This window comes from Bacillus sp. FSL P4-0334 (assembly GCF_038004825.1).
Classification (GTDB): Bacteria; Bacillota; Bacilli; order Bacillales; family Bacillaceae; genus Bacillus; species Bacillus velezensis.
The window spans coordinates 3,139,462-3,155,586 of sequence record NZ_JBBORX010000001.1; the positions used below are offsets into that span (position 1 = coordinate 3,139,462).

Sequence of the window (16,125 nt, forward strand, 5' to 3'; positions counted from 1 at the left end):
GTGATTAGAAATCCAATTCGATTGTGCTTGCGAGATGTTTACTTTTGTTTACTTTTTCGCTTAATTGAATGTCTTTTAAAGGAATGGATGGGTTTCTCATAATCGCCGAAAGGATCATGACGTAATCCTTGGCCAATACAGCAATGGTTTTCTTTTTAAACAGTTTCGTACAGTAATCAAAACTGCCCTGAATCTCATCTTGGTCTATTAAGAAGTTCAGCTGTAAATCAAACTTGGCTGCCGTCTCTGTTTGTTCATAAGGCCTGACTGCGAGAGAGTCCACTTCAATATCTGTTTGTTCGGTATTTTGCAGGACAAACATCGTATCAAACAATGGATTGCGGCTTAAGTCCCGTTTCACACCTAGTTTTTCAACTAATTCTTCAAAAGGATACTCTTGATGTTCAAAAGCCTTCAGCATGGTTTCTTTCGTTTCCGTTATATAATCCAAAAATGTCTTTTCCGCCATCGGAGCGGTGCGGATGGCTAATGTATTGACAAACATTCCGATAATGGGTTCCAAATCCGCATGCGGTCTCCCTGCAATAGGTGTACCGACAACGATATCATCCTGACCGCTGTATTTTGCCAGCAGTATGGAATAGGCCGAGAATAGAATCATGTAAGCGGTCGTTCCGGTCAATTCTTCCAGCTGCTTTATCCCTTGGGTGACAGTCTTATCGAGCGTAAAATTGTGCCTTTTCCCATCAAAGCTTCTAACCGGCGGTCTCGCAAAATCTTTCGGCAGCTCGAATGACGGGAGCTCTTCATGAAATACACCAAGACAATACTCTTCCTGGCTCTTGATTCGTTCTCTTTGTTCTTTTTGATGTTTCCATTCCGTAAAGTCTTTGTACTGAATACGGAGCGGAGCTAACTCTTTGCCGTCATACAATTGAATCAGTTCTTCGACAAAAATATTCATGGAGGCGCCGTCCGTGATAATGTGGTGCATGTCAAACATGAAAATATGCAGGTCTTGTTCTAACTCGATGAGTCCGGCCCTGAGTAATGGAGCTTGGCTGAGATCGAACGGCCGCACGAAGGTCCGGAAACATTCCTCAACCTCGTCGGCTGTTGCTTTGTATCTTTCCATCGAAAACTCCACTTGCGATTTGATCACCTGCACCGGTTCTCCGCGGACCATTTCAAAACCGGTACGCAGCGATTCATGGCGCTGGATCAGTCTTTGGAAAGCGGTTTGCAAGCGATTCGTGTCGAGTTTTCCTTCTAATGTAAGAATTCCCGGCATATTGTAGCTCAGTTCTCCGCCTTCTATTTGTGTTGACAGGTAAACCATCTTCTGCACGGACGATACGGGATAGACATCTTTTGCTTTGGCTTTCGGAATATAGTCCGGTCCGTTGGTTTCAGCTTCTGCAATAGCTTGTGCCATTTCTTCAACTGTCGGACATTGAAAGACTTCTCTTAATGAAATGTTTTTGCTGAATTGCTTATGAATTTTGGCGATGAGCGTCATCCCCCGCAACGAGTGGCCGCCCAAATCGAAAAAGTTATCTTTTACACCTATTTCTTTTACCTTCAAAACGTCTTGCCAGATGCATATCAGCTGCTCTTCCATATTCGTCCGCGGAGCAACGTAGTCAGTCCCCGTTTGCAAACCTGCTTTAGGCATCGGTAATGATCTTCGATTTACTTTTCCATTGCCGGTTAGCGGCAGTTTCTCCAGCTGGATGAAGTATGAAGGGATCATATATCCCGGTATTTGGCCAGCAAGTTTTTCTTTAAGCTGACTGATCGAGAGTGATTGCTCTGCTGTAAAATAGGCATACAAATCGCTTTGGCCATCGGTATTTTCTTTTGCTAGGACAACTGCTTCCTGTACGTGCTTGAGAAGAGCGGCTTCCACCTCACCGAGTTCAACCCGATAACCGCGGATTTTGACTTGATGGTCCCTCCTTCCCGCATATTCAATGTTTCCCTCGGGAAGGTAACGAGCCAGATCGCCTGTTTTATACATCCGTTGATTCGAGTCATATGGGTGCGGAACAAAAGTTTCGAGCGTCAAAGACTCCCTGTTATGATAGCCTCTGGCCAGGCTCACTCCTGAAATACAAAGTTCACCGACGATTCCGACAGGCTGAAGCGTTCCGGCTTCATTCAAAATGAAAATCTCCGTATTTGAAATCGGTTTTCCGATCGGCTGAAGCTCCTGATCTGTATCAGGATCGACGGTATACATGGTCACAACATGCGTCTCCGACGGACCGTAATGATTATGCAATGTGACTTGGTGTCGTGCCAGCATGTCACGCAGCATCCTTGTTGCGATGAGCTGTTCTCCCGCAGCGATGATGTGATCCACGCACTCGGCAAACGGTTCGAAATAGTGTTTCTCTGAGGCAAGGAGCTTAAGGAACGCTGTCGGGAGAAATGCTGTTTGTATCCCGTGCGTTCTGACAAAATCATTGAGCTGCCGTATGTCACGTTTTGCCTCATTGCCGATGATAAAGAGTGTTCCTCCGCTTGAAAGCGCGGAGAACATTTCTTGATAGCAGACATCAAAGCTCATTGCGGCAAATTGCAGCACTCTGTCAAAGCGAAGCTGCGTATGATCCTGCTCATAAGCGAGCAGATTCGTCATCGTCTTGTGCTCCAGCTGAACGCCTTTCGGCTGCCCTGTTGTGCCTGACGTGTAAATAACATACATTAAATCATTTTCCGAGCAGGAAAGATTAAGATTGTCTGTTCTGCCTTGATATAGTAACGGATCATCAAGCAGAAGCACTTCTCCTTCAAAGAGCGGCGGAATAGCGTGACCTGCACAAGTCAAAAGCACATCGGCACCGCTGTCTTTTAGCATAAAAGCCCGCCGTTTTTCGGGAAGCTCCGGATCGATAGGGAGAAATGCTGCGCCGGCCTTTAATATGGCTAAAATGCCGATGATCATATGTGCTGAGCGATCCGTGAGAACGGCAACAACCTGATCAGTGCAGGCACCCTTATCTTGAAGAACGCGCGCCAGCTGATTGGAACGTTCATTCAGCTGACGATAAGTCAGCGTCTGATTTCCAAACATGACGGCTTCATGATCCGGGTTACGCTCAGCCTGCTGCTCAAAAAGCTGATGAATCGTTGTCGGAATTCGTTTTTCCGCAACTGCAGTATCGTTAAAGAGTTGCTGAATGTCTCTTTCCTCTTCCTTGGTCATCATATTTAAACGAGCCAGCTCGGCCTCAGGCTGTTTAATAATCGAATCAACCAGCTGTTCAAAATGCCCCATCATCCGTTCGATCGTTTCCGGTTTAAACAGAGCCGTCAAGTATTCCAGCGTGAACTGAATACCCGCCCCTTCTTCCACAGCAGTTAAAGTTAGATCAAATTTCGCCATCGTATGTCCGTTTGGATATGGTTTGAAAGTGACGTCATTTATCTCTAACTGTTCCTGCTCCGTGTTTTGAAGCACAAACATGGTGTCAAACAATGGATTGCGGCTCAAGTCTCTGGCGATATTCAGTTGATCGATCAGCGCTTCGAACGGATAATCCTGATGTTCATAAGCTTTTAATGCATTCTCCTTCACTTCGGACAGATACTGAGAGAACGTCTTCCCTTTTTCAGGGTAATTTCTCATCGCCAATGTATTGACAAACATTCCGATAATCGGTTCCAAATCGGCGTGCGGTCTTCCCGCTATAGGACTGCCGACAATAATGTCTTCCTGGCCGCTGTATTTTGAAAGCAATAATGTATAAGACGCAAGGAGCACCATATATAAAGTCGATTCAGTTTGGGATGCCAGCTGCTTTAATCCGTCGCTTTTTTGCTTATCAAGCGTAAAATGCATTGTGGCTCCCGCAAAATCCCGTGCCGACGGCCGGATATAATCGGCCGGCAGATGAAGGACAGGAACGTCGCCGCTGTACAGCTCTAACCAATAGGCTTCTTGTTTTTGAATCTGCTGTAATCTCGCTTCGCCGGTCTGCCATACCGCGTAGTCCTTGTACTGGATGCGCAGGGGCGGTAATGTCTCTCCTTCATAAATCCGGATAAATTCTTTGATCAATACGCTCATGGATGTTCCGTCAGAAATAATGTGGTGCATATCAAACATCAGAATTCCGCGGTCAGGTTGAAGTTCAAACATCCCTACGCGAAGCAGCGGCGGCTCATCCAGGTGAAAAGGACGAATAAATTGGCGGATATAAAGGTCCGCATCATCTTCTTCCCCTTGGTACCACTCTGCTTCAAACGCCGCGTGATCCAAGACATACTGAACAGGTTCTCCGTCAGCCATTTTAAAACCGGTGCGCAAAGATTCATGGCGCAAAATCAGCGTGCGGAAGGCTTGCTGCAGCTTGTCACGATCAAGCTTTCCTTCCACAGTCATCAGTCCCAGCATGTTGTAACTGAGTTCTCCGCCTTCCAAGTGATTCAGGATGTACAACCGTTTTTGTGCTGAGGATACCGGATAATAAGGTCTTTTTTCAATTGCAGGAATCGCGGCATACCCGGTCAGCTCCGTCTTCGTGATCGTCCGTGCGAGCTGTTCAATGGTTGGGAAACGGAAGACGTCCCGCAAAGGAATTTGGACATGCATTTGCTTTTGTATTTTTGCAATCAGCGCCGTTGCCCGCAGGGAGTGTCCGCCGATCTCAAAAAAGTGATCTCTGATCCCCACCTGCTCTAGTCCAAGGACATCCTCCCAAATTGCTGTCAGCTGGATTTCTGCCGAAGTTTGCGGCGGGACGTACTCTATGCCGCTGTCACGCTTTTTGACCGGAGCCGGCAATAACTGGCGATTCAACTTCCCGTTTGGCGTCAGCGGCATCTTATCCAGCTGCACAAAATGAGCGGGGATCATATATCCGGGTAAATGCCGGGCCATTCTTTCGCGAAGTTCACTGATCTGTATTGTCTTATCTGCTGCAAAGTATCCGCACAAGTAATATTCATCATCTGCATCTTTAAGGGCAGCTGCGGCGGCTTCTTGAATATCAGGAACGTTCAGCATCACCGATTCGATTTCACCGAGTTCAATCCGAAAACCTTGAATTTTCACCTGATGATCAATCCGGCCGATATATTCAATATTTCCATCCGGCAGAAGGCGGGCCAGATCACCGGTTCTGTACATTCGGTCCTCCGGTACAAACGGATCGGCAACAAATTTTTCGTCCGTCAGTTCCGGCAGGTTCAAGTAACCCCGCCCGACACCGTCCCCTGCAATATACAGCTCGCCTTGGACGCCCTTCGGCTGCAGCCGTTTTTTTGAATCAAGAATGTACATTCGGTTTCTGCCTAACGGCTTGCCTATAGGGACATAGTTTTGGCTGCGTGCCCAAGCATCGGAAGAACATTCAATGTTGAACAGAGACGCGTCTACGCAAGTCTCCGTAGGCCCATATACATTAGTAATCCCAGGCGCAGCGCCATGCTCGCCGAATAATTGCTTGAGCTTATTTACCGTCGTTTTAGAAAGAGCCTCTCCTCCGATTAAAAGATGCTGAAGCGTGACTCCCTGCAAATCACCTGCAGCTATCAAAAGCTTTAAGTGGGCAGGTGTTCCGTCAGTGATGTCAATCGAATGCTGCCGATAGTAACGGCATAAGGCAGCACCGTCTGACACTATCTCTTTCGGAACAATAAACAAGGTATGGCCTGACAGCAAGGAAGCATACATTTGCTGAACAGAAGCATCGAAATAATATGGAGCGAGCATGGCTATATTCAGCTCCGCATCATAGGCAGAGTATACTTGGCGGCTCAGCCCTTCTATCAGGTGGATGACCTGGCGATGTTCAATTAACGTGCCTTTAGGCTTGCCTGTCGTGCCGGAAGTATAAATGGCATAGGCCAGTTGACTGGACTGATAAGAGAGTGCAAGACTGCTGTCTTTTTCGTGATAGAAATGTTCCTCCATGAGATCGATACATGTTCCTAAGAAGCCGATGTCATCCTGCAGCTTCCCGCAGTAAAGCAATACGCTGATGCTTGAATCATTTAAAATATAACGGATGCGTTCAGACGGAGAATCAGGATCTATCGGCAAATATGCACCGCCCGCTTTTAAAACTCCCAAGATGCCTACAACCATCTCAAGCGAGCGTTCAGTCATAATGCCGACAAGCTGATCCGCCTGCACTCCTTTTGCCTGCAAGGTTCGAGCAAGCTGATTGGCACGCCGGTTCAGTTCTTCGTAGGTGAATTGTTTACCCTCGAATACAACCGCTGTATTGTCCGGAGTACGATGCGCCTGTTCCTCGAACAACTCATGAATCGTTTTTTCACGCGGGTAATGCATGTCATTAGACTGAAAGCGGCTGAGCAGATATTCTTTTTCTTGCTGAGAGAGAAGCTCCAAATCTTCTATTTTGACAGACGGCTGCCGCAATACTTGCTGCATGAGTTTTTCAAAATGACCTCGGAGCCGCTCCACTTCTGATTTTTCATATTCGTTTTCATTAAAACCGAAATGAACGGCCAGCTGTTTGCCAGGTATGACAACCACATTCAAATCATAGTGGGAGTGTTCCTGCATATGAAAATTCGTAATGTTCAGCTCCGTACCATGATGTCCCGTCTCTTCGACTTGCTGCCCTATCGGATAATTTTCAAAGATCATGATATGATCAATTAAGTTTTGCTTTTGTTCCGTTTGGGCCTGAATTTCGTATAAAGGATAGGTATCGTACGATTGGGAAGCCAGCGCGTTTTGTTGAACCATTTGCATCGTATCAGCAAAAGTGCTGTCCTCATCGCAGCGGATGCGAACCGGAATCGTATTGATGAACAGGCCGATCATCTGTTCCACATCAGGAATTTCCGCCGGCCTTCCCGACACGACACTGCCGAAGACAACGTCTGCGGACCCGCTGTATTTCTGTAACAAAATTCCCCATAACGTTTGGATCAACGTATTTAACGTAACCTGATGCTGATTTGCGATCTGCTGTAATTGTTTTGTCTGTTCGTGATCAAATCGGCAGATCACATTGGCATAAGCGTATTCTTTTTGTTCATGCTGCGCTATTTTATGAAGAAGCGTGGTTTCACCTTTATATCCTTCAAGATACCCGCTCCAGTACCGCTTTGCCGCTCCCTGATCTTGGCGGTCAAGCCACTCGATATAGTCGCTGTAAGGAGCTGCCGATGGCGGTTCTGGTTCCCTGCCTTCCTGTAAGGCGCTATAATGATCAAACACTTCCTTCGTGATAAGAGACAGGCACCAGCCATCCATCACAATATGATGGAAGCTCCAAATCAAATGATATTTGCGGTCTTCCATACGGAAAATCGCTATGCGCATCAACGGATCCCGAGCCAAGTCAAATCCTTTTGCCTTGTCTTCTCTTTGATAGGCTGCGATTGCATCCTCTCTCAGGTGCTCCTCTCTATCACGCAAATCTGCAAAATGAATTTGCGGTGTTTGCGTTTTATAGACAATTTGTAAAGGAGTATCGTTCCAGCCGCTGTAAAAACGGGTTCTGAGCACGGCGTATGTTTCAAATAATCGTTCAAGGCTTGCTTTAAACCAATCAATCTTTAACTCTCCCTGCAAATCGAACGATGCTTGTTCAAAATAAGAACTTGAGGCCTCGTCCAGCAGGCTGTGGAAGAGCATTCCTTTCTGCATCGGAGTGAGCGGATACACGTTTTCAACCTCACCTGCATGCGGCAGTTGAATGAGGAGCTGATCCAATTCGTCAATGGACATGCCTTTTAACAAAATATCGCTTGGCGTCAGTTCCGATTGTTCTTTATGAACGCAATGCGTAATGATGGTCCGCAGGCGGCTTTGAATCGTTTCCGATAACCGCATGATCGTTTCTTTTGCGTACTGTTTGCTGCTGTAGCTGATCGTAAGCTTCAGCCGGCCCTCGGTGATCATTCCGTTTATATTCAATACATACGGTCTTTCTTGATTTCCGCTTGAGTCTGAACCGCAAGAATAAGAAGATAACTGAACCCCATGCTGCTGTAAATCTTGGTCAAACTGTCCCAGGTAGTTAAAGCTGATCTCGGGATTTAGTTTCGATGGCATTCCGCCGCTTAAGTACCTCGCTATTCCATATCCGATCCCTTTATGCGGAATTTGACGCAATCCTTCTTTGGTCGTCTTGATATAATCAGAGATTTCTTTGCCCGGCTGCGCGTGCAGCACAACCGGATACAGACTTGTAAACCACCCGACCGTGCGGGAGATATCTATATCTTGTATAATCTGTTCTCGGCCGTGTCCCTCTAAATGAATCGGAATTTGTTCCAGTCCTGACCAATGCGATATGGAAAGACCCAGAGAAGTTAAAAGCAAATCGTTTATTTCCGTGTGATAAGCGCGATTCGCTTGTTTTAATAAGAGCTCCGTTTCCTCTTTCGTCCATTCCACAGCTGCTGTTTCGCTGTCTTTTGCAGTTGTATGGGTTTCATGAAAATCTTTAGGCAGCGGTTTGACTTCGGTTTGTTCGATTTTTGTCCAATATTCCTGTTCTTGTTTTATGGTTTCACTTTGCGCATATTCTGACAGTCTCTTAGCCCATAATTGGAAAGAGTCTGTTTTTTGCGGGAACTGGATCGTTTGTCCGCGTTCTGCCTGCTCATATCCGCTTGCAAAATCTTCGAGTAAAATACGCCAGGATACTCCGTCAATCAGCAAATGATGGATGGCAATGAGCAAATGATCTCCATTTGCGCATTGAAACAACCCGGCTTTCATTAACGGCCCATCACTTAAACGCATACTGCTTTGTATCTCATCAGCCTTGGCTTCAATTGTACGCCCCGGATCGGAATCTTCTTTCAGATTCAGGACTTCTAAGCGGTACAGTCCGCTTTGGGCGATTTCTTCATTCTGTGCCTCACAGCCATTTTCCGTAGTCCGGAACGTCATGCGGAGCGCATCGTGATGTTCAGCAAGCTTTTGCAGGGTTTGACGAAGCTGCGTTTCCTGAAAACCTTCCGGCGCATGCAGCATGACGGCTTGATTGTAATAATGCTGATCTGTTGTTGTTTGTTCGAAAAACCAATGCTGAATAGGAGTCAGGCTGACTTTTCCTTTGACCTCACCTTGATCGGCTATACGCAGATTCTGCTTGATATGCGGACTCAATTCTGCAATTGTTGCATATTGAAACAAGTCTTTGATTTCCATTTTGTATCCTTGCTGATTTAATCTGGAGGATACTTGAATGGATTTAATGGAATCTCCGCCAAGGTCAAAGAAATTATCAAGAATACTGACGTTTTCAGCGCCTAATACCGATTCCCAGGCAGAAACTAATATTTCTTCCGCTTTTGTTCGGGGAGCTTTATACTCTGCTCTGTCCTGCAGTTCGAAATCCGGAGCCGGCAGCCCTTTTCTGTTTATTTTTCCGTTAGAAGTTAAAGGCATTTCATCAAGCTCAATAAAAAAAGCCGGAACCATATAACTTGCAAGGGTTTGAGACAATTGTTTCCGGAGCCGGGCTGCCGTTGTTTGCCCGCCGCTTACGTAATATGCACACAATTGTTTAAACCCGTGGACGTCCTCTCTGGCTGTAACGACAGCTTCCTTGATCGCTTCTTCTTGAAGCAGTGCCGCCTCGATCTCGCCTAATTCGATACGATAGCCTCTGATTTTCACTTGTTCATCTATTCTGCCCGCATATTCAATGTTTCCGTCCGCCAGCCACTTCGCCAAATCTCCGGTCTTATACATCTTCGCTCCGGGTTCAAACGGGTCATCGACAAATTTCTCTGCCGTTAATTCGGGACGGTTCAAATATCCTCTTGCCACACCGGCGCCGCTGATATAGATCTCTCCCGGGACACCGATCGGCGCGGGTTTCATATTCTCATCAAGAACGTAAATGCTCGTGTTTGCCGCAGCGGTTCCGATCGGTACCGATTCCCGTCTGTCCTTTGCGGCATCGTAACGGTAAATCATGCAGCCGACAACAGTTTCCGTCGGTCCGTACTCATTGCATATTTCAATCCGGCCTTCGAACTGTTCATGAATGCTGCGGGCTAACCGGGTGCTTAAGTTTTCCCCGCCCACAATCATTCTTCTGACAGCCGTTTGATCGGCAATGTTCATTTCTTTCAAAACCTGCAAATGGGCCGGGGTCAATTTAATGATATCCACCCTCGGGTCCCGCACAATCGATTCAAGCAGAGCTGTTTTATCCTCTCCGTCATAGACGATGATTGCATTTCCTGTGACAAGCGGCGTGAAAATAGAAGTCACCGTCAGATCAAAAGAAATTGACGAATACAATGGGAAGTTGGCTTTCTCGCCTTTTACATAAACCTCTTTCGCCCACCAAATATAATTGGTCAAGCCTCGGTGCTCGATTAGTACGCCTTTTGGCCGGCCTGTGGAACCTGACGTATAAATGACATATGCCAAATGGCTCGCATCATTTATCGGAGCAAGGTCAGAGCCATCTTGGTGATAAGAACTTTCATCATCAAGTAAAACCGTGACGCCTTCATAGGCAAGCTGTTTCCTGACGTCCCGCTGCATTAAAACGATTCCGGCTTGGGAGTCATCCAGCATATACCGGATGCGGTCTTGCGGATATTCCGGATCTATAGGGACATAGGCTCCGCCTGATTTTAAAACGGCAAGGATTCCGACCACCGATTCGATGCTGTTTCTTGTGATGATGGCTACAGGCTGATCCGTCTGCACTCCTTTCGCTCTTAACGTTCGCGCCAGGCGGTTGGCCCGCTTATTGAGCTCTCCGTACGTGAGCTGCCTGTCCTTATCAATGACGGCTGCTTGATCGGGCGTACGCTGCGATTGCTCTTCAAATAATTGATGAACCGGCGTCTGCGGAAACGGCGCGGCCGTGTCGTTAAGCGTCTGCAGAAGGGTTCTTCTTTCGCCTTCCGTTAACAATTCCGCTTGATCCACCCGGATATCCGCATCTGTCACGACTTGATGCAGGATTTGCATGAAATGTTCCCGAACCCGCTCTATGCTTGCCCGATCATACACATTTGCATTGTATTCAAAAGAGATGTTCATCTCGTCGCCCGGTATAACGGTCAAATTAAAATCGTAGTTGGTCTGTTCTTCCATTTGTACGTTGGAAATCGTGATGGATGTTCCGTTTTGGCGGCCTATACTTTCCATATACTGATCAACCGGATAATTTTCGAATATCATTAAATGTGTAATTAAATCTTGCTTTTGCGTTGTACGCGCTTGAATATCGTACAGCGGGTGTGTCTCAAATTGTTGAGACGCTACAGCCCTTTCCTGCGCCTCTTTCATAAGCTCAGCAAACGTTGTCCCGGCTTCACATCGGAACCGGACGGGAATGGTGTTAATGAATAAGCCGATCATGGTTTCCACGTTTGGAATTCCAGCAGGTCTTCCGGATACAACACTTCCAAACACAACGTCCCGGCTGCGATTATATTTCTGCAGCAAAACCGCCCATGCCGTCTGCAGCAGCGTGTTCAGGGTGACATGATGCTTGCCTGCCGTCCGCTTCATTTTCGAAGTGAGATCGGAGCTTATGTCACACGTCACTTTTTCAGGAACGTATCGTCCGTCTTCCGCTGCATGGTGATCCTTAGGAAGGCCGGTTTGCTCCTCATATCCCTCCAAGTACTGATCCCAATAAGCCGTGGCCTCTTTCGCATCTTGCCGGCCGAGCCATTCAATATATTGACTGTACGGAGTAATTGACGATTGTTCAGGCTGCTTTTGCTGAAGCAAAGCAAAGTAATTCTCGAAAATTTCTTTTGTAATCAGCGGCAGACACCAGCCGTCCATCAAAATATGGTGGAAACTCCAGATAAAACGGTATGTTTTTTCATCCGTACGAAGGATGAATAACCGCATTAACGCGCCTTTTTCTAAGTCGAACCCCCGCATCTTATCTTCTCTGGCATACTGCTGAATCATCGCTTCTTTTTGTGATTCCTTCATCTCTCGTAAGTCATTGAATTGAAAACCGATTTTTTTCGTTTTGAATATGATTTGGAGCGGCTGATCTTTCCAGCCTCTGTAAAAATTCGTGCGGAAAATATCATATTTTTGCGATAAGCCGTCCAAGCTTTTTGAAAATGAATCAATTTCCAGATCTCCATGCAGATCAAACATCGTTTGCTGAAAATAAGCACCAGAATTCGGATCAAATAAGCTGTGAAACAGCATGCCCTTCTGCATCGGCGTTAATGGATAAATATTTTCCGCTTCGCCTAATTCACGCGTCTGCTCCAAAAGCTGTTCCAGTTCGTCGATTGAGATGTCTTTTAACAGGATGTCACTTGGTGTGAGAGAAGTCTGCTGCCGGCTTACGCAATGCGCAATGACTTCTTGCAGACTTTCTTTCAACCCCCGGGCAAATTGCGCCATAGTAGATCTTTCGTATTGTTTGCTGCTGTAGCTCAGTGTCAGTGATAATGTCCCTTCGGCAATCATGCCATTCAAATCAAGCACGGCCGTTCTCTCTTGGTTTTCGTTCATTGATAACCCTGTGGAAAAAGGCGAGATGCGCAAAGCCTGATGCTTCAGGTCTTGGTCAAATTGTCCCAAATAGTTAAACGATATCTCCGGATTCAGCTGCAGGCTGTCGGCTTCCGAGTGCCCGGATATATATTTGATGATGCTGTAATTCATTCCTTTGTCAGGGATACGGCGCAGCCCTTCTTTTACGATCTTGATCCGCTGCGACAGGTTTTTTCCGGCTTCCATCCTCAGGACAACAGGGTACTGGCTTGTGAACCATCCTATCGTGCGGGAAATGTCAGCATCCGGAATAATCGGTTCTCTCCCGTGGCCTTCCAAATTCACGACAATGTCTTCCGTGCCTGTCCACTTGTGAACAGCCAGCCCTAACGAAGTCAGCAGCAGATCGTTGATATCCGTGTTGTAGGCGCGGTTCGCTTGTTTTAATAATTGCTCCGTTTCCTCTTTTGTCCATTGAATCGTCACTTCTTCGCTGTCTCTTAATAACGATCCTTCGCTGATAGTGTCCTTAGGCAATGGCTGAGGCTTTATACTTGAAAGCTCAGTCCAATACGCAATCTCCTCTTCCATATCGGTTTCCGCCGCATATTTGGACAATTGATCGGCCCAGGATGGAAACGAGTCTGTTTTTTGCGGGAGCTGGATCGTTTGTCCGCGTTCTGCCTGCTCATAACCGCTTGCAAAATCTTCGAGCAAAATACGCCAGGATACACCGTCAATCAGCAAATGATGAATTGCAATCAGCAAATGATCTCCGTCCGGACATTGGAACAAACCGAGCTTCATCAATGGCCCTTTGTCTAATACCATGCTGCTTTGAATCTCATTCGCTTTATCGGCAATCGCTTGAGCCGGATCGGTTTCCCCTTTATAATTCATCACTTCCAGATGGAATAGTTCACTTTCATCTGTTCCTGTAATTCGCGGAGCGTATCCATCCGGCGTTTTTTCAAAAATCATCCTCAAGGCATCGTGATGCGACGCGATCCGTTCCATCGTCCGGCGAAGCGGGCCCTCTTTAAAGCCTTCCTTCGAATATAACATGACGGCCTGATTGTAATGGTGTGCATGCGGCATTTTTTGCTCAAAAAACCAATGCTGTATCGGGGTCAGCTTGGTTCCGCCATTCACTTCTCCTTGATCAGCCACCCTGCTGACCGGTGCTACAAACTGACTAAGTTCAGCAATCGAGGGGTGTTTAAACAAATGCTTCATATCAACCTTGTATCCGGCTTGATACAATCTGGATGACACCTGAATTGATTTAATCGAATCTCCGCCAAAATCAAAGAAATTATCCAAAATTCCTATACGTTCTGCCCCTAATACTTCTTGCCAGATAGACGCCAGCAGTTCTTCTATTGTGTTCCGCGGGGCTATGTATTCGTTTTCCGCCCGCGTATTTTCGTCAGCAGCAGGCAAAGCTTTCAGATCAATCTTCCCATTGGAAGTGAGCGGAATGCGTTCCAATGGGATAAAGCGGGAGGGAATCATATAATTCGGCAGTTCCCGGGATAATTCTTCTCTGAACTGCGCAGCGGTCAAAGAAGGCTCGCCGACATAATAGGCATACAATTGTTTGGCCCCGTCTGCGTCTTCCCGCGCGACGACTGCGGCTTCACGAACGTTTTCCAGATTGAACATGGCTGCCTCTACCTCGCCGATCTCAATCCGGTAGCCGCGAATTTTCACTTGATGATCAATCCGCCCTAAATATTCGATTCTTCCATCCGGCAGCCATCTGGCGAGATCCCCCGTTTTATACATCTTTTGACCAGGGACATGCAGATGCTCCACAAATTTTTCCTCCGTCAATTCAGGCCGATTGAGGTAGCCGCGGGCCACTCCCGCTCCTCCGACATACAGCTCTCCCGGTACGCCGATCGGCTGGATTTGATGGTGCGCTCCTAAAATATAAGCTTGATGGTTGGCCACCGGGCTGCCGATTGTGATCTGTTCATCAGCGGACTGAACAGGGTGAAATGTAGATACCACGCTGTTTTCTGTCGGTCCGTATTCATTATTGATCCGAATGCGAGGCTGCAGAGAATGCAGCTTCTCAACTGTATCTGTTTCCAGCTGCTCACCGCCTACAACAACATGCTGAACATGGATGAAATCCTCTCTGTTCATCTGTTCGATCATCGTTTTCAGAAGACGGGGGGAAGTTGAAAAATGGGTAATTCTTTCTTGTTTTATGGCATTTTGAATGGCGAAAGTTTCTTTATTCTCTTCATTAGGCAAAAGGTGCAAAGTTGCTCCTGAGATGAGCGGGCCGAAGAAATTTAAAATGAACGCATCAAAAACATACGGGTACAAGACAAGCACGCGATCCGCCGGAGAATGCTTGAAAAACGCCTTCTTCCACTGAAGCGAGTTCACAATGCCGCCGTGTTCAACCATGACCCCTTTCGGCTTTCCTGTTGTACCCGACGTATAAATGACATAGGCTAAATGGCTGTGTCCCGCTACGGGTGATAACAATGAGCAATCGGCATGGTATGATGTTTCATCATTCAAATCAATCACCGGGCCGTCAAAGGCGAGGCTGTTTTTTAAATGATGCTGAACAAGGAGAACGTCTGCATCCGCATCATGAAGCAAATATTGAAGCCGCTCTTTTGGATATTCAGGATCCAGGGGCACATAAGCGCCCCCTGCCTTCCAAACAGCTATAATGGATACGATCATCTCTAATGAACGATCAGCGAGAATGGCGACTAACGTATCGGGTTGAACCCCGCAATTACGCAATGTTCTTGCCAAACGATTCGCCTTCTCATTCAGTTCCCTGTACGTCAAATGGTCGTTTTTAAACTTGACGGCCGTATGCTCAGGCGTTCTTTCCGCCTGCTCTTCAAATAATTGATAGACTGTTCTGCTCCCGGAGAAATCTCTGACGGTGTCGTTAAAATCAAACAATAGCTTCTGTTTTTCCGCTTCCGGTAAGATCTCTGCCGTATGGATCGCGGCTTGAGGCTGAAACAGGATCACAGACAGCAGCTGATCCAAATGGGATACAATTTGATTGATATAGCGCTCATCGTACAGATTGCCGTTATAAAAAAGCTTCAAATGAATCCCGTTGTTCTCCAAATCAAAGTGAAACAGCGTATCGGTTGCAGTATCTTCTTTACATTGCAAGGAATGAATTTCGTTAAGCGAAACGACGGTATGAATCAAAGGCATATGCTCGTCATTGTATTGCACGCTCAGATGCCGGGCCATTTTTCTAAACGGCAGGTTTTGATTTTTCAGAGAATCATTAACGGCTTCTTTCAGCTGCCCGAATACGGTTTTAAATGTGCTCTCGTTTGAAAGCGTATTTTTTAAGAGGACAATGTTGTTAACGGCTGACTGGCCGGTTTTTTGCTTCGATACCGTTGGAATGCCAAGAATCAGGCTCGTTCGATCCGTATATTTATATAACAAACATTCAATACCCGCCAATAAAATCAGATAGGCCGCCATATCGGAATGATTCGCCATTGTCATGATTCTTTGAGATACTTCCGGAGATAAGGAACGGCAGATGCATTTTTCCTGGTAGCCGGTACGGGCCAACGACGCTTTATCCGCTGCTTTAAAGTAAGGGAATGCGCTTAGGCCGTCTTCTTCATCAAACAGGTTTTCCCAGTACGTTTCTTGAGTTTTAAATACCGACATTGGAGCACCTCATTTTATATATTTTAAAGAAA

At 46.6% G+C, this 16,125-nt stretch carries 1 protein-coding gene; it reads right to left on the reverse strand.

All coding sequences use genetic code 11. The features are described from left to right. Positions 1–4: 4 nt before the first annotated feature. Positions 5–16,093: a non-ribosomal peptide synthase/polyketide synthase gene (locus NSQ37_RS16000; protein WP_341124124.1), complete on the reverse strand. Its 16,089-nt coding sequence runs from the start codon at positions 16,091–16,093 to the stop codon at positions 5–7. Between the last annotated feature and the right edge of the window lie 32 nt (positions 16,094–16,125).

Coding starts and splice junctions, on each gene's coding strand:
- NSQ37_RS16000 (WP_341124124.1), bottom strand. CDS start 16,093: ATGTCGGTATTTAAAACTCAAGAAACGTACTGGGAAAACCTGTTTGAT.